The following is a 17,824-nucleotide window of genomic DNA, read 5'->3' on the forward strand; positions in this document are numbered from 1 at the left end:
CGCTATAGGTAAATACTTACTGTGAGCAGCTTTTAGCTTTCAAGAATGTCCTAATAGATGTGGCGACTGCTATATAGCAAGTCTAAATCAGTTGTATTAAGGGTTTAAAATTAATTCATCGTAGGGGCGAGGTCACCTCGCCCTTACAGGGGAATCTCGCCCTATTTTTAGAATGAATTGTCTTGACACTTTTTTGTATAATTCATTTAGACTTGCTATAGCAGTATATCCATAAACCGTTAATGTTAAGAATTAGTATTGAAAACGTAGGAGACAACTTGAAAGATCTTTTAGAAAGAGTAGCTCAAGGTGAAGAAATCATCTTAGACAAACTTTGGATGCTTTGCATTTAGCGATCGCATTTTATTATAAAATTTCTTTAATAACAGCAGATGAAGGTTTAGCTGCGAGTGCCAAGGTATCAGGAGTTCCAGTCCAAATTTTAAGACTTTAGCGGGATCACTTTTATTGTTTGAATACAGGTTAATAATAAAAATGTGATCGCATTTGCTAAATAATTAACAATTAAACCGTAGGGGCGGGTTCCAAGACCATCTGCAATTATCAGTAATTATCTCCCAAAACCCGCCCCTGCAATTTGTTTTAGATATGATCCGGTCTGTCTCTATCAGACTAGAGTTTGATTACCAAAGGTGGTAGTTCCAAAAACAACATAACTCTTGCCTATGGTATTATCAAATAAACTGCCTGGTGCGCCGATGAGGATATCGTTAACGCTATCTTGGTTAATATCCCCGGCACTGCTAACGGCAATTCCTGATAATTCATTTTCGGCAGTTCCATTTAAGAAAAAGCCCTTTTCACCATTTAAGTCTGAACTATTTAAACTAGCCGGAAATCCTTTCTGACTACCAAAAACTACATAGGTTTTTCCGGCGCTTTTAATTCCATTTGCAGTGGCTCCTGAAGCACCAATGATAAGATCATCAATCTTGTCTCCATTGATATCTCCCGCGCCTTTGACGGAACCTCCTAATAACTCATCGGGTTCTACTCCATTAATCACAAATCCGTTATTTCCATTCAAAGTAAATAGGTCTATTTGTTGAGTAAATCCGGCTTGAGTTCCAAATACAACATAGGCTTTCCCAGCATTGGTTTGATTGTTGCCTGGAGACTGAGAAACACCGATAATGATGTCTTTTAAACCATCAGCATTAATATCTCCTGCACCGCTAACGGATGAGACAGAATAGCCATCACCTTTGATTGTAAATCCATTAGTTCCGTCTAAGTTGGAAAGAGAAAATCCCTTTTGATATCCTCCATCTTTGCCAAACAAAACGTAGGTTTCTCCCGCTTTAGGATTGCCTTCAAGTGAGCCCTGTTCTGCACCGATAATTAAATCATCTATTTGATCTCCGTTGATATCCCCTGCGTTACTAACGGTGGTTCCTGCTAACCCGTTATTATGATTAATTACCATACCGTCGTCCCATTGTAAATCCGTTGGGTTGAAGGCGGGAGGAAAACTGTTAAGACGACCGTAGACAATATAAACTTTACCCAAAAAGGTATCAATTCCAGCCGGGGCAGCAACGGCTAAATCATCTAATCCATCATTGTTGAAATCTCCAGCACTACTGACAGCAAGACCAGAATAATCTAAGGGTTGATTACTGTTAATTACAAAGCCATTATTGCCATTGAGATTAGCCAGATTAAATCGAGTTGAGAAGGCTTGTTTTGAACCTAAAATAACGTAGGTTCGACCGGAATCATTAAGACTATTGGAATCCGAGGAAAAAGCACCAATGATTAAATCTTTTAGCCCATCCCCATTAATATCTCCGGCTGAACTAACAGCACCTCCACTAAAACTTTCAGTTTCAAATCCTTCGATAATAAATCCATTAGTACCGTTGAGGGTAGACAGGTCAAAGTTAGCTGGAAATCCTTGATTTGTTCCAAAGACAACATAACTTTCCCCCGTAGCATTAATATTATTAGGATCGGCTGCAAATCCTCCCACAATAAAGTCATCAATGGTATCTCCATTGAAGTCTCCAATATTACTGAGAGAACTGCCAGCAAAGTTCCCGGCTGCACCTGTTACAGTAAAACCATTGTTACCATTAAGAGCGTTAAGGTTTATGGCAGGAACAGTAACGGTGATAGTTCCTGTTGCGGTTTTTTGATCATCAGCAATGGTATAATTAATGGTATCAATGCCGACAAAATTAGTCGGGGGAGTATAGGTCAGTTGATCATCAGTTTTGTCATCGGGAGTACCGTTATTATCGAGTTGAATCGTGCCCCCTTTAGCGCTGGTTTGATCATACCCAGTTAAGGATAGGGGAATTCCGGTGGTAACGATATCGTTAGTGAGGGGATTAATTTTAACGGGGGTATTGGCAAAGGTACTGATAAAATCAGCTTTTGCTTCGGGGTCAACTCGAATAATTACGGAACTTTCTGGGGATGGAACATTGACGGTGGCTTCAATAATTTCGGGATCGAAATTGGTGAGAACTAAATCAATAATTGTGGATTCTCGGATGATGGGATCGGTAATGCGATCGCCAATTAATTCTTCTGCTTTTGCAACATCGGCGGGGGTTAAATCGGAGATTTTAACTTTCTGGCGAGGGTAATTTTGCAGGGTAAAGGTGTTGGTGTTTTCACCTGGTTGGTAGTCGAATAAAGACTCCGCTTGATTGACTCGCCAGCTATCAGCATATTCGCCATATAGTTGTTCTGGAGAAATAGGAGAAGTTAGGACAGTTCCGTCGGGTTTTGCTAGGTCATCTTTGGGGTTTTTGTTGAAATTTCCAAGTAGTCCTTTGACTTTGCCTTCGCGTTCATCTTTTAAGTAAACCTCGACATTGACGCGACTTCCTACCTTTGCAACTAATTGATCGCCTGTAGGATAAACAACGGTATAGGTATTTCCTTCACGATAGATGCGACCCTCTCCAATGGCAAGTGCATCGTCGTTGGCAATTTGGGTTGGTTGACCATCAATTAAAAGTCCTTGGTCTTTGTAAATTCCTATGCGTTTTCCGCCCAAAACTGTTGCTACGGCGGTGTTATCGGATACATTGCTGCGGGGGTTGTTGTTAATAGGTTGTTGTCGGACTTGAATTTTTAGGTCGCCAGTTGTTGATTCAATTAAGGTGAATTCTCCGGCGGCTTGGAAGTCGTGATATTGTTTGTCAATGGTGATGATGCGGGGGTCATTGTAGGTTTTGCCTCCATTTTTGGGCTGTTCGGGTTTTTGGTCGTTGTCGATGATGATCCCTGTTGCATCAATTGTAGACACAGTATCGTTTGTAGCAAAACTTGAACCATCAGATTTTTTCAGTTTAACTTTAAAAGTTTCGGTTGACTCTGGTTTGTCATCCCCGGTAGTTGGGACAGTAATATCAGCACTAACTTGTCCGGCTGGAATTGTTACTGATCTTTGACCAGGGAAATAGTCTTCACCTGCCTTTGCTGTGTCGTTTTCATATTCAAGTACCAAAAATACTGGCTCATTTGACGGTTCATTACGAGATACTGTGAATACTAGGTTTTCTCCCTCATCTGCACGCGCATCTGAGATGGAATATGGGAGGTTGTAAGGAATCTGATACTCAACCTCAATTTCTAAATCTTGGTTGGAATTTTGATCGTCATTCTTGCCATCTAATGATACGGTACGCAAAATCTTAAATAAAGGATCGGGTTCGTTAGGCTTGTTAGGATTAGGAGGACTGCCGACGAGAGCAAATGGGTCTGTTGCAAAACTATCTTTGGGTAACTTTCCTTGGAAAAGAGGACCTAGTGAAACCTGCCCCTTAAATCCTAGTGGATCTCCTGGTATTGGTACTTGACCCGCTACTGCTATCTGAAGAGCTTTATAATCAAAATAGGCTTGTCCAATAGGGCCAATGTTGTTTTTTGCTTCTCCGCTTAGCCTATACTTGGCTTTAACTTTTACGACTCCAGAACCCTGAGAAGGCGCTGTAAATTTAAATTCGTTATTTTCTTTGCCAGCAACTCCGTTTTGTTCCGGTTGCCCTTCCACTGACATCATTACTTGTACTTTGTTAGGATCAAAAGTAAAATCTTGCTGAAATCCGAACCCTGCATTGAATTTGAAATCAAAAAGATCGCCATTTGCTGAAGCTCTTACTCTTTCCGCATCTGCTAGTTTTTTTGAAACTTCTCCCATCCTTTCAAATAGTTGAGCAGAATTTTCTGTAGTGTTGGCTTCCTGTTGAGCTATTTCTGCTTCTTGTCGTGCTTGTTCTACTTGGGGAGCCAAAGTAAGACCTGATGTTTCTTGTAGTCTCTGTAACTTTTGCTGTGCTTCTTGCGATCTTTTTTGTGCTTGATTTGCTTTTTCGCGTGCTTGTTCTGCTCTCCCTTCTTCTTCAGCGGAACTAGGAAGATTAATCTCAAAACCGAGTCCTTTTAGTTCAATACCTAAAAGCTTTGCTTCTATCTGCGCCACCTTATATCCAGGAATCAATGACAAGGCTAAGTCATCTAAATCAAAGGCAGCATTCAAAAAATTATTTGTTTTCCCCTTGGCAGCAATATCAGGCAGTTCCACATCGCTAGTATCACGAGCTTCTACAGGTTTTATCTCTCCTGCTTCTATTGTCGGTTTTTCAACTTGGACATTACCTAAATTGAGAAGTTTAAGTAATCTATTACCCTCTGAAGAAGCCCAATTTAATACATCAATACTTAGCTCTGCTTTTCCAGGGCTAATATCTATACCATCTATTTTTTTAGGATTTTTTCCTGGTGATGCTAATGTGATGTCTTTGAGTTGAATTCCTCCTACATTCAACTCAAACTTAACTCCTGCATTTGGCAACTCAAACCCCTTAGTGGCAATTGAATCGAATGAAGCCGATGAATTCTTAATTACTGAAAATGGTGTAATTTTGATAGTTTCACCAGAGTCTACTTGCTTAGGTAATTGAGCCGTTAAATCGATGGGATATGTGAACTGGGCATCTCCGAAGGTATCCAATTTTGCAAAAATAGAAAAATCCAAACTGGATTTAACTTCACGAGTAAATTTCAAGAAGCCGAAATCTTCGGTTTTAGCTGGTAGATCGAAGTTGCCATCTTTTTGGCTATCAATGAATTTGTGTTCAAATTCTTTACCAAATATTCCCTCACCCCAATCTTTAATTCCCCCAGCAAAAAAATTAAGCGTGTCTTTTTGAGTCGTCATCTCAGCCTGCTCAATACTCACTCCTTCCCCACCCCAAACAACGATCGCACTATCATCCTCACCCCACAACGCCAATATTTCCGACTGACTCAACCCCTTACCCAGAACTAAATCAGCAAAAAGTTCTCCTTCATCCCCAGGAGAATCGATCGCATTGAGTTGAGCATCCAGATAATGACCATATTCTTCTAATAAAACCGATGCGATCGCCCCTACATTCCCAGTATTTTCATTCACTAACTCCTGGGATAAATAAATCGTATTCGTAGCAGCAGCAAAAGCACCTCTAGCATTATTAATTTCAGCAGCAGGACGAATTTCAATAGCCGGAAAATCAATTAAATCCGTTGTTTCCCAATTTCTCTGATTCCCTAATGCTATTTGCATCTGAGTCTTAAAATCCGCAGATGAAGCAAAATTATTGAGTTGATTTTTAGCAATTTGTAACGCTTGTTGTACCGGAGAAGTTTCCGTTATTTCCAAAGTGTTGAAAGTTTTCATAGTGTTAATGATGGTTAAGGGTTGATAGTGGGTCAGAAACCGGGTTTTTAACAAAAGTTGGTTTTCCACCCGTGAGCTTTGGGGAAAAACCTGGTTTCTTAGCTAGTTGCAGATTGTAAACCTCGCCTCTGTCTCAAAAAAACTCCACAGCATGGGTATTTTTTGCCAAAAGACAAAGACTCGGTGCGATGTCCAAAAGTCGAACTATTGTCGAACAAATTTGATCATGGCAACAGACTACCAGCCACTCAGGAAAAAAAAGTTGCCAAAAAGTGACGATTCTGTTGGAATAAAGTGACAAAAAGTGACAAAAGGTGAATCAAGCGGTCTAAATCCCGACACCAAGGGGAATAGACTCTGTTTCAATTCCTATTAATTAATTCCCTGTTATGCAATGGATCATGAAGAAATTGTTGCATCTATCAAGTTGATTGTTTATCATAAAAGAAGTGTTGAGGCGATCGCATTTAAGAGGGCGGGTTTAGATAGGTTATGGGTTAGAATTAAATATTATTGCGGAACCCGCCCCTACAGTTTGTTAAAAAAATGTGATCGCATTTGACAATAATTAACAATTCAATCGTAAGGGAGGGTTCTGAGATGATCTTTAATTATTAGTAATTATCTCCCTAAACCCGCCCAATTCCTTTGGAGTTATTACCGTTGGTTATAGAATTAATTGCCAAACATTATGCCAGGGCTTAAGATAAGATAAACTAGGATTAATATTCGAGACAAGACCCATTGAAACAGGAGTTTTGAATTCATGTGTGGAATTGTTGGTTATATTGGAACTCGAGTTGCCAGCGAAATTTTAATGGCTGGGTTAGAAAAATTGGAATATCGAGGTTATGATTCGGCCGGTTTAGCAACAATTTGGGAAGGGAATATTCATTCTGTTCGGGCTAAGGGAAAGCTCTATAACCTGCGGGAAAAATTAGCCCATGTTGAGATGCCCTCTACTATTGGTATTGGTCATACACGCTGGGCAACCCATGGCAAACCGGAAGAACGGAATGCCCATCCGCACCTCGATCCCAAAGAACGGGTAGCCGTTGTCCAAAACGGGATTGTGGAAAATTATCGGGAATTACGAGAAGAATTAAAAGCCAAAGGTTATGAGTTTAAATCCGATACGGATACGGAAGTGATTCCCCATTTGATTGCTGATTTTTTAGCGACTTCAACTACTAAAAAAATATCTTTTTTAGAGGCTGTGCGTCAAACGGTTAACCGTTTAGAAGGAGCCTTTGCGATCGCAGTTTTATGTGCAGATTCTCCCAATGAATTAATTGTTGCCCGTCAACAAGCTCCTTTATCCATTGGTTTAGGTCAAGGAGAATTTTTCTGTGCTTCCGACACCCCGGCTTTAGTTCCCTATACCCAGGCAATTTTAAGTTTAGAAAATGGCGAAATTGCTCGTTTAACCCATTTGGGTGTAGAGGTTTATAGTTTTGCGGGAGAGCGTTTACATAAAGTTCCTCGGATTCTTAATTTGAGTCCGACTTTAGTTGAGAAGCACGCCTTTAAACATTTTATGTTAAAAGAAATCCATGAACAACCGGGAGTTGTTCGGGATTGTTTACAAGCCTATTTAGATGCTGAATTGGAGTTGGAACCGGAAAAAATCACCGAAAAATCTAAAGCCAAAAAACGACCTTCACCCATTCATTTAAGTGTTCCCTCAAACTGGTATCAAGACTTAGAACAAATTGAAATTCTAGCCTGTGGAACCAGTTGGCACGCCAGTTTAGTTGGGAAATATTTGTTAGAACAAATTGCAAATATTCCTACGGTGGTACAGTACGCGTCCGAGGCTCGTTACGCACCGACTCCCCTGCGACCTAATACTTTAACTATTGGGGTTACGCAGTCAGGAGAAACGGCTGATACCTTAGCATCCTTGGCAATGGAACAACAACGGCGGATAAATGCCCCGGCAAAATACGCGCCTAAACTATTAGGAATTACCAACCGTCCTGAAAGTTCTTTAGCCCAATTAGTTCCCCATATTATTGATACCAGAGCCGGAATTGAAATTGGGGTGGCTGCAACCAAAACCTTTGTCGCTCAATTAGTTGCCTTTTATTTATTGGCTTTAGATATTGCTTGGCATCGTCAAAGTTTGCCCGAATCTCGCTTACTTGAAATTATCAAGGATTTGCGACAACTTCCGGCTCAAATGGAACAGTTGTTACAGGGTCAAGAAAAATATATTGAGGAGTTAGCCTCTGATTTTAATGAGACCCAAGACTTTATCTTTTTAGGGCGCGGAATTAATTTTCCCATTGCTTTAGAAGGGGCATTAAAATTAAAAGAAATTAGTTATATTCATGCGGAGGGATATCCGGCGGGAGAAATGAAACATGGCCCCATTGCCTTGTTAGATGAAAAAGTGCCCGTAGTGGCGATCGCAATGCCGGGAACTGTGTATGAAAAAGTGATTTCTAATGCCCAAGAAGCCAAGGCGCGAGATGCTCGTTTAATTGGGGTGATGCCCTCAGAAGAACTTGAAGCCAAGGAAACCTTTGATGATGTTCTAGCCGTTCCGATCGTGGATGAAATTTTATCCCCGATTCTAACCGTAATTCCTCTGCAATTATTAGCTTATTATATTGCAGCCCGACGGGGTTTAGATGTGGATCAGCCTCGGAATTTAGCCAAGTCAGTAACGGTTGAATAAAGCTCTATAGCAATCCTAAATCAATTGTGATAAAAATCTGTAGGGGTTGGGTCTCCCAACCCTCTTTGCGCCTGGGTTGGGAGACCCAACCCCTACGATAAAATGTTACAACCTATTTAGGATTGCTCTAGTGAGTCATCTGTGGATGTAAAAACCAAATAAAGTTCTATACCAGAAAATAATATTGTATACTTCTGGTATAGGGCTTTTCTGCCGATTGCTATAGTTTTTAACCCAAATCCTGGGTAATATTTTGAAATAACCAATAATCCTGATATTCTGATAAAATAAACTCCATAGCCTCCTCAAACTTGATCTCTAAATCATAATTTTGAATATCTAGGATCATTTGATAAAACAACTCAAATAAAACTCTATGGTCTGGATTCCAAAGCATTAGTTTTCCATTTTTAGAATGTTGAAGTTTTTCTAGCTCAAATAGGCTTTTCTCACCACTAATGGGATAATCGCTTTGATCTCGACATAGAATAAATTTAAAATTGGGTTTCAAAAGCAATAATTCATTCCAGTTTTTCATCCGATGAAAAAAGGGTGCTCCAGCTAAATGTAAAAATCCGACGACAAAACTATGGGTTTTAGTTTGAATAACTAAATGTTCAGGAATGACTCGTTTTCCTAAGTGTAAAATATCAAAACTCAAGGGAGAAATCACTAACATCAAGGCTTCTAAAATAGTTGTTAATTTCCCTAAATCATCACTATCAGCCAGGATTTTAGGCTTGGATAAATTGGCTTCTAAACAAATGCGTTGCGCCTTTAAATAGTTTTTGAGTTCACGTTTAGCAGCAGAATCAAAAGAAGGGACAAATCCAAATAATTCCCCATTAAATATTTCTAAATTTTGCTGATTTTTGTCTTCTAAAATCTTAACAATTTGTGTTATTCCGTGTTTCATTTGTTCTAGTTCAATTTCCAACTGTTTTAACCGTCTTTCCATCTCACCTTCATCGGTTTGTAATCCGGGAATCAGTTGATGTTTCGGCAGAGGAATTCCATCGACTTTATAGCGGTAATAATCCGCCGCCACATTTAAAACTGTCCGAATAGAAATATGATTTAAAATCGCAGTGATTTCGTCCCCTTCAAATAAATCATCCAGAGTCACATCTAACCCTTGTAATTTTAAATTTAATAACTGTTTTAACTCTTGATTGGAAGGACGGTTGAGAAACACCTGGGACTGGGATACCCGATCAATAATTGACCCGTCAAAAACCTGTTTAAATTGTTGCCAGCGATCGGGAAATAGGTTTAAAATAATTAAACTATTGGGAACATGGGTAAAAATCTCTTTAATCGCAGTTCCAAAACAGTGTAATAACCGTTCATTGTGTTTTAATCCTAATCCTTCTAACTGGTCAAAAACAATGATTAAAGGTTCATCTAAGAGGGATAAACACCCCAAAACCTTTAACGCCTCTAAAGACGCTTCCTCCCGACTCAATTCATCTTCCCAAGAGGGTAAACCCACCCGGTCTAATTCTTCTTGGGGGAGATTATTCATTGCTAACCATTGGGTAATAATTTGACGGCGATTAAAGTCCGTATAGCCACAAAATTTCACAATTCCCTGTAAAAATTTAGGGGCGTAACCCGCGGCGGAAAAGTTATTATTCCACCACTCCAAAGCCCGTTTTTCAATATGTTGCCAAAACTCCCGTTTTGTTTTAGTTTCCGCCTGGGATAAGTCGGTAAATAGCTTTAAATTTCCCCCTTGAATCAGTTGTAATATCTTTTCATCTTTTTGGGTTTTTGAGGTAAAATAGTTATCAGTAGATTTAATAATTTCGCCAAAACTATTGGCTAATAAATACTCAAGCTGGGTATGAATACTATTCGGAACAATTTGAATTAAGGATTCTAAAATTCGACTATAGGTATGGAATAAAACCGTATCAGGATTATTGGGTTGACGGATAAATAATAATCTATTTTTGGCTAATAAATCCTTGGCTAATCGCATCATCAGATGGGTTTTTCCCGACCCGGGTTCCCCAATCACAATTGCTCCTTTTGTTTGATGATTAAAGTCTAATTTAATATCCCCTAAAATGGCTTTTAAGCGATCGCATTCCTCCGCAAAAATCCCTCGAAAATCGGGGTGATCCTGAAAAGGAGTATCAACCCGACTGGTTCCAAAAGGATTGGGTTGGGTTTTTAATTCTTTTTTGAGAAATTCATTGACAATATGTTTATAAAGTTGATAGGTAAATAACGCATCATATTTGGCTCGATGGGCAGAATCTTTGATAAAAAATTGACCGTCTAATTTCAGTCTCAGATGTTTACTTAAAGCCTCTAAAGAATGACTATTTAATTGGGGTAAATAGCGTTGAGCCAGTTCAAAGCTACACTGAAAATCTAATTGAGGAGCAGAGATTCCCACGGCTTTAAACGTATTTCTCAATACTTCAATATCATGTTGAGCATAGTGACAAATAATAACTTGAGATTGGGCAATTTCCAGAAATTCTTTTAAAATTACTTTTAAAGGTTTAGTTAGATGGGCAATTTTAGGACTTTGGGGATGATTTTCCACAAAGGCTTCATACATTAATTCTCCTTGATCATTGACAATCGCTAATTCTCTTAAAATCGGCTGTCCTTCCGTATCAATAACAATAAAGTTTTTTGTAGTTTTCATAGTAATTCATCACAACAAATAGTTTGTACACAGAGAATCAAATGATCGAAATCACAAGATTTGCTTGATTTCCCTCACTCCCTTCTCTGTTCATTGTCACTCAAATTGAACGTTATTATCACAGAATTTTAGAGATGAGCGTCCCCGATTTAACTGGGAAAATACGGAATAATTAAATTATTGAGTTGATCTCTATTCTTTCCACCGTTAAGGATTTGGAGGGTGATTATGAAAGTTTATCCTAAACCTCTGCGCTCTAACCCCTACAATAGTTACCGCGACCCTAAAACGGGACGCTGGTTGGTTGTCAAACCCCTAGAGAATTCGGCTAAAATAGATTAAGTGTAACGTTTTGTAAATCCGTGAGTTCGACTAACTGACGGACTGCTAAAACGAACTTAACCCTTTAGACGGCCAATTCCCGTGACCCCAAAACGAATTTTAATCTGGTATCGAAACGATTTACGACTTCATGACCATCAACCCCTATCCTCAGCATTAAACACTCAAGCACAGATTATTCCTGTGTATTGTTTTGACCCCAGACAGTTTAAAAAAACCTCCTATGGATTCCCGAAAACCGGAGCTTTTCGCACTCAATTTTTATTAGAAAGCGTTGCAGATTTACGTCAATCTTTCAGGAAATTAGAAAGTGACTTAATCATTCGTCAAGGGAAGCCAGAAATCATTATTCCTGAATTAGTTAAAATCCTCAATATTGATACGGTCTATTATGATCAAGAAGCCACTTCCGAAGAATTAACCGTAGAACAAAATTTAAAAACTGCCTTAGCTGCTTTCGGGGTTACCGTTAAATCCTACTGGGGTGCAACCCTTTATTCTATCTGTGACTTACCCTTTTCTATTCCTCAACTTCCAGAAATTTTTACTCAATTTAGAAAGCAAGTTGAATCTAAATCAATTATCAATACTCCGTTTTCTTCCCCCCAACAATTACCCCCTTTACCCGAAATTGAATTAGGAGAATTACCCACAATTCAAGATTTAGGTTTAGAAATGCCTGTTTTTGATCCTCGGGCAGTGATGGAATTTCAAGGCGGAGAAACCGCAGGATTAAACCGTTTAAAAGATTATATTTGGGAACAGGATTATCTCAAAACCTATAAAGAAACCCGCAATGGAATGTTAGGGGCAAATTATTCTTCTAAGTTTTCCCCCTGGTTAGCTTTAGGCTGTTTATCTCCCCGACTAATTTATAATACGGTTCAAACCTATGAAAAAGAACGGATCAAAAACGATTCAACTTACTGGTTGATTTTTGAATTATTATGGCGAGATTATTTTAAATTTATTGCTTTAAAACATGGAAATAAAATATTTTATCCTCAAGGTCTACAAGGAATTTCTATTCCTTGGAAAGACAATCCCAAACAGTTTGAACAATGGCAACGGGGAATCACAGGTTTTCCCTTAGTAGATGCGAATATGCGAGAATTATTAACCACAGGATTTATGTCAAACCGAGGGCGGCAAAATGTAGCCAGTTTCCTAACTAAAAATTTAGGAATTAATTGGCAAAGGGGAGCAGAATGGTTTGAATCTTTGTTAATTGATTATGATGTGTGTAGCAATTGGGGCAACTGGAATTATACCGCCGGAGTGGGTAATGATGCCCGAGGATTCCGTTATTTTAATATTCTCAAACAATCCCAAGATTATGACCCCCATGGAGATTATGTTAAACACTGGCTCCCCGAATTAAGGGATTTACCGCCCTCAAAAGTTCATCAACCTGGGAAATTATTACCCGTTGAACAAAAACGCTTTGGGGTAATTTTAGGTGTTGACTATCCTCAGCCCATCGTTGATTTAGAAAAATCCGTTAAAGTGAATCAATTGATTTATGAAATTGCTCTGGGAAAATAATTATTTCACATCGAAGAATAAGCAATCGATACAGTATTACAATCTATTGAGGATTGCTACGGATCGAAGAATAACTCAAAAGTTAGTCTAAGATCAAGTGAGAAGTAATATTTATGATTTTGATGTTCCGTGCAATAGCTTAAATTCAAAGCCCAACTATTGCAAAATTTAAACTTATGCCTGATTCTATTTCCCCATTTGTTGTCCAAGAAAACCAAGGTTTCCAGGCACTTTTTACCGCGTCCCTGGATGCCTTATTGATCGTTGACGATCAAGGGTATTATCTCGATGCTAACCCGGCCGCCTGTGAACTTTTGGGGGTGTCTCGTCAAAAGCTGATCGGATCTGAGATCCGGGATTGTGCAAAACTGGGGTTAGATTTCAGTCCAGCTTGGCAAAAGTCCCTTGAAACCCGACAGGATAAAACACAGGGCGAATTTTCCCTGCTCCGGCCCGATGGATTGGTACGACAAGTCAAATATGCGATTACGATTAACTTTATTCCCCATTTTCACCTGTTGACATTTCGGGATATGACGGCACGCCAATACCGCCGTAGCCCAGGTAAAAGTGTCAGAAAAACCCCTCTGAAACCTCCAACGGAGAGAGAAAAGCCCCACAGTCAGTCAGGGATACAGACCATCGATGAGGAGGAGTCTCGGTTACAAAAAATTGCTCATCATATCCCTGGGGCAATTTATCAATTTTGTCTGCATCCCGATGGCCGATCCCATTTTCCCTATGCCAGTGAAGGGATGCGGGCAATTTATGGGCTTTCCCCAGAAATGGTGCGGGAAGACGCTAATGAGGTTTTTAAAACCATCCATCCTGAAGACCTAGAGCGGGTGAGTCAGTCCATTATTGATTCGGCTAAGGATCTGATCCCCTGGTGTTGCGAATATCGCATTTTTCATCCCCAGGGAAAATTATTATGGGTGATGGGTCATGCCACCCCCCGACGGGAAGCGAATGGCAGCACGACATGGTATGGCTATATTCAAGATATTACGGCCCAAAAAGCCACAGAGCAGGCACTCCGCCTGAGTGAAAGCAAGTTTCGTAATTTAATCGATAACCTCAATGATATGGTGTTTATCGCCGATCTTGATGGCACTTTCAGCTATATCAGCCCCACGTTTAAAGGAGTGATGGGCTACTCAACGGCCCAACTGTTGAATCGCTCCTTTTCGGATGTCATACATCCCGAAGATTTGCCGATTTGTTTAGATGTCTTCCAACGCTCTTTACAAGGGGAAAAATCCCGGGGGGCTGAATATCGAGCTTTACATCAAGATGGGAATTATTATTGGCATTCGGCTAATGTGTCGAGCCTCACTAATGACCAAGGACAGGTGATCGGGTGTTTGGGGATTGCCCGATATATTCACGATCGCAAACAAGCGGAAATCACGGTACATGAAAATCATGTCCGCTTACAACTGGCTTTAGAGGCAGCCAGTATCGGGACGTGGGACTGGAATCTACAAACCAATCAGTTAGTCTTTTCTAAGCAATGGAAAGCCATGTTGGGCTATGGAGTAGATGAATTTGAAAATTCCCTAAAAGCCTGGGAAACCCGAGTACATCCAGAGGATCTAGGGTCAGCTTGTGATTTGATTGACCAACATATCCAAGGCAAAACCCCGATTTATGAAATTGAATATCGCCTACGGTGTAAAGATGACAACTATAAATGGATATTAGACCGGGGACAGATCATCGAATGGGATAAACAGGGTAAGCCCGTGCGTTTTATTGGGATTCATTATGATATCACTGAACGCAAAGCCCATGAACTAGCCCTACAAGAAGTCGCCAAGCAACTGCAAAAAGCCCAACAAGTGGCTCATCTGGGTAACTGGTCTATAAATGTGACTACAAATCAACTCAATTGGTCAGAGGAGGTATTCCGCATCTTTGGTATGACTCGGGATCAAGGAGAACCCTGTTTTCACGACCATCTGCAACAATTTCACCCGGATGATCGCGCCTTCTTGGAAGCACGAATCACCGAAGCCCAGCAAGGCATTCCTCAAAACTTTGATATTCGCATCCTCCGCCCCGATGGAGAAATCCGCCATATCAACACCCGGGCAGAATTGGAGTTTCAGGAGGGGGAATTGGTGCAGATGTTTGGGACGGTGATGGATATTACCGAACGCAAGCAGGCTGAAGCCCTACAAGCCGACCTACTCAATCGCACCCAACTCTTAAATGACATTAGCAGCGAAATTCGGAACTCCTTGGATTTGGATACGATTTTAGAAAGTGCGGTTCATGCTATTTTTGCAGAACTCAAGGTAGATATTTGTACCTTTGGTTGGTATCGCCCTGATTTTGACCCCCCGACCTGGGAAGTGGTGCGGCAACAAAAAACCCCAGAATTTAAAAACTGCCTTGGCTCCCATCCCTTGAATCAGTTTCCTCAACTGTTTGAGCGGATTTTTAGTGAACAACTCTATCATTTTGATATCAGGGTTTTAGGGGATGGAGAACTTACTGCCTTTTGTCAGTCCATGGGAATTACCCTCTATTTAGCCTTACCGATCCATAGTCGCGGTAAAGTGGGGGCTTTTGAGTTAGGACGGTGTACGGGTGATTGCCCTTGGCAGGATAATGAAATTGAGTTGTTACAGAGTATTGCCAATCAGGTGGCGATCGCCATTGACCAAGCCCAACTCTACCAGGAATCACAAACGAAAAGCCGAGAACTTCAGAAAGCCTATCGGGAATTACAAGATACTCAAGTTCAGTTAATTCAAGCGGAAAAAATGTCGAGTTTGGGGCTATTGGTGGCCGGGGTTGCCCATGAGATTAATAACCCCGTTAACTTTATTTATGGTAACTTAATTTATACTTCAGAATATACCGAGCATTTATTATCACTAATTCAACTTTACCAAAAGTTCTATCCCCATCCCCCAGAAAAGATTAGGGATTTTATTGAAGATATCGACTTAGATTTCCTAATTGAAGACTTTCCAAAAACTATCCATTCTATGAAAACCGGAGCCTCGCGGATTCGGGATATTGTCAAGTCTCTGCGAACTTTTTCTCGGTTAGACGAAGCGGACTTAAAAGCCGTAGACCTGCACGAAAATATCGATAGCACTCTGGTTATTTTACAAAATCGCTTGAATGGTCGGGCGGGAAATCCCGAGATCAAAGTGATCAAAAATTATCAGGACTTACCCCTGGTTGAATGTTATATTGGTTTGTTGAATCAGGTGTTTATGAATCTGTTTGTCAATGCGATTCAAGCTATTGAGGAGCGACAACACAGTGAAATGAATTCGGATTATTATGGCATCATTACAGTCACCACCAGGATTGAACCTTTGAATCGGGTATTTATTTCGATTCGAGATAACGGTATCGGCATGAGCAAAAGAGTTCAAGAGCAGATTTTTAATCCCTTTTTTACGACCAAATCCGTGGGTAAAGGCACAGGAATGGGATTACCGACTAGCTATCAAATTGTCACTAAAAATCACGGTGGGGAGTTAAATTTTACTTCGATTTTGGGAGAGGGAACGGAGTTTTTTCTGCGGTTGCCTTTACGAGAAACAAAAGCACAACCAGATAAAAACAGTTAATGGGACTTAAAAAAAAGTAAGGAGCTAAAATTGTGATAGATTAATCGGTGCTGGATCTGATCAAAATTATGGTTTGTTCCTTTACCCAACCCCAAAATATTTTTACTAACTCTGTACAACGTTTCCAACGCTATTGGTGGAGGACGTTGCTCATTTGGTTTTGTCTGGTCGCCCCAGCCCAAGCCCAACTCTTATTAAGGGTCGCCATCGAAGACGGTGCAAATCAGGTTAAAGTCGGCAGCACCACCCAGGCTGTTGTCCGAGATGGCAATGGTAAAGTCCTAGGGGAGTTGGCGGCGATGGGAGGGGGTGTCGCCCAAGCCAAATCGGGAAATGTAGCCCTGGGAAACTGGCAAGGATCTCAACTCTGGGTTGATCCCAGCAATGGGGGTAATGTTTGGATAGGTAATGGTTGGTATCGAGGGCGGGTATTACTAGTGCCTCGGAATGGCGGTTTAACAGCGATTAATTACGTTGATTTAGAGCAATATCTCTATAGTGTTCTGGGGGCGGAAATGGATGGCGGATGGCCCCAGGAAGCCCTGAAAGCTCAAGCTGTTGCAGCGAGAACCTACGCTCTCTACAAACGTCAGCGTAGTAATGGGGTTTTTGATGTCGGAGATGATCAAAATTCGCAGGTCTATAAAGGTTTAATTACTGAATCCACGGGAACCCTGGCGGCGGTGAATGCCACCCGGGGACAGGTTTTGACCTATAACGGTCAAGCCATTTTAGCAGCCTTTCATTCTGCTTCTGGGGGACATACCGAAAACGTTGAGGATGTGTGGAATGAACCCTTACCCTATTTACGGGGAGTCCCTGACTTTGACCAAGGAACTCCGGTGTTTGAATGGACAAAAACCTTTTCTCAGGGAGATTTAAGTAAACGGATTTCTGGTGTCGGGAATATTACAACGATGACTCCGCAACGGACTTCAGCCTATGGTAGTATTCTGGCGATGAAAGTAGTTGGCGACAAAGGGACGCGAATCATAAGTGGAGATGATATCGCCTCAGCTTTAGGACTTCGCAGTACCCGGTTTCAAGTCAATCGCAAAAGTGGGACAACTAGTTTTCAGGTCACGGGTCGTGGCTTTGGTCATGGGGTGGGTTTGAGTCAATGGGGAGCCTATAACTTAGCTCGGGGTGGATATGGTTATCAACAAATTCTAGCCCACTATTATCGCAATACGACCTTAGCAAAAATCGATGTTCGTTAACCGTAGTGAGTCCTTCAGGACTCTCTGATCATATTTAGAGATATCGTAGTGAGTCCTTCAGGACTCTCTGATCAT

The 17,824-nt window shown here is 40.7% G+C and carries 7 protein-coding genes; 5 read left to right on the forward strand and 2 right to left on the reverse strand.

The genetic code is table 11. The features are described from left to right. Positions 1–628 precede the first annotated feature (628 nt). A complete protein-coding gene (locus PL11201_RS18340; protein ID WP_144017820.1) occupies positions 629–5,698 on the reverse strand; it encodes a VWD domain-containing protein in 5,070 nt (1,689 codons plus the stop codon). Positions 5,699–6,092: 394 nt separating this feature from the next. On the opposite strand from PL11201_RS18340, the gene PL11201_RS27165 reads away from it, so the two are divergent. Both PL11201_RS27165 and glmS read left to right on the forward strand, forming a co-directional pair. Further along, entirely contained in the window at positions 6,093–6,260 is a 168-nt protein-coding gene (locus PL11201_RS27165; protein ID WP_234996766.1) for a hypothetical protein, read from the forward strand. A 204-nt stretch (positions 6,261–6,464) separates the two neighbouring features. Next, a complete protein-coding gene (gene glmS / locus PL11201_RS18345) occupies positions 6,465–8,381 on the forward strand; it encodes a glutamine--fructose-6-phosphate transaminase (isomerizing) (protein ID WP_079680343.1) in 1,917 nt (638 codons plus the stop codon). 229 nt (positions 8,382–8,610) lie between these two features. On the opposite strand, the gene PL11201_RS18350 is transcribed toward glmS, so the two are convergent. Beyond that, complete coding sequence (locus tag PL11201_RS18350; protein WP_079680344.1) at positions 8,611–11,046, reverse strand: exonuclease domain-containing protein; 2,436 nt, start codon at positions 11,044–11,046, stop codon at positions 8,611–8,613. A gap of 423 nt (positions 11,047–11,469) precedes the next feature. On the opposite strand from PL11201_RS18350, the gene PL11201_RS18355 reads away from it, so the two are divergent. The 3 genes from PL11201_RS18355 to PL11201_RS18365 all read left to right on the forward strand — a co-directional run bounded on the left by PL11201_RS18355 (position 11,470) and on the right by PL11201_RS18365 (position 17,749). Beyond that, complete coding sequence (locus PL11201_RS18355) at positions 11,470–12,933, forward strand: DASH family cryptochrome (RefSeq protein WP_079680345.1); 1,464 nt, start codon at positions 11,470–11,472, stop codon at positions 12,931–12,933. Between the two features lie 176 nt (positions 12,934–13,109). Next, positions 13,110–16,529 (forward strand): PAS domain-containing protein, encoded by a 3,420-nt coding sequence (locus PL11201_RS18360; RefSeq protein ID WP_079680346.1) that lies wholly within the window; start codon positions 13,110–13,112, stop codon positions 16,527–16,529. Positions 16,530–16,597: 68 nt separating this feature from the next. Continuing rightward, positions 16,598–17,749 carry a SpoIID/LytB domain-containing protein gene (locus PL11201_RS18365; RefSeq protein ID WP_079680391.1) on the forward strand — a complete coding sequence of 384 codons (1,152 nt, stop codon included), beginning with the start codon at positions 16,598–16,600 and terminating at the stop codon, positions 17,747–17,749. Positions 17,750–17,824 lie beyond the last annotated feature (75 nt).

The organism is Planktothrix sp. PCC 11201 (assembly GCF_900009135.1).
In the GTDB taxonomy this organism is placed as follows: Bacteria; Cyanobacteriota; Cyanobacteriia; order Cyanobacteriales; family Microcoleaceae; genus Planktothrix.

Coding starts and splice junctions, on each gene's coding strand:
- PL11201_RS18340 (WP_144017820.1), bottom strand. CDS start 5,698: ATGAAAACTTTCAACACTTTGGAAATAACGGAAACTTCTCCGGTACAA.
- PL11201_RS27165 (WP_234996766.1), top strand. CDS start 6,093: ATGGATCATGAAGAAATTGTTGCATCTATCAAGTTGATTGTTTATCAT.
- glmS (WP_079680343.1), top strand. CDS start 6,465: ATGTGTGGAATTGTTGGTTATATTGGAACTCGAGTTGCCAGCGAAATT.
- PL11201_RS18350 (WP_079680344.1), bottom strand. CDS start 11,046: ATGAAAACTACAAAAAACTTTATTGTTATTGATACGGAAGGACAGCCG.
- PL11201_RS18360 (WP_079680346.1), top strand. CDS start 13,110: ATGCCTGATTCTATTTCCCCATTTGTTGTCCAAGAAAACCAAGGTTTC.
- PL11201_RS18365 (WP_079680391.1), top strand. CDS start 16,598: ATGGTTTGTTCCTTTACCCAACCCCAAAATATTTTTACTAACTCTGTA.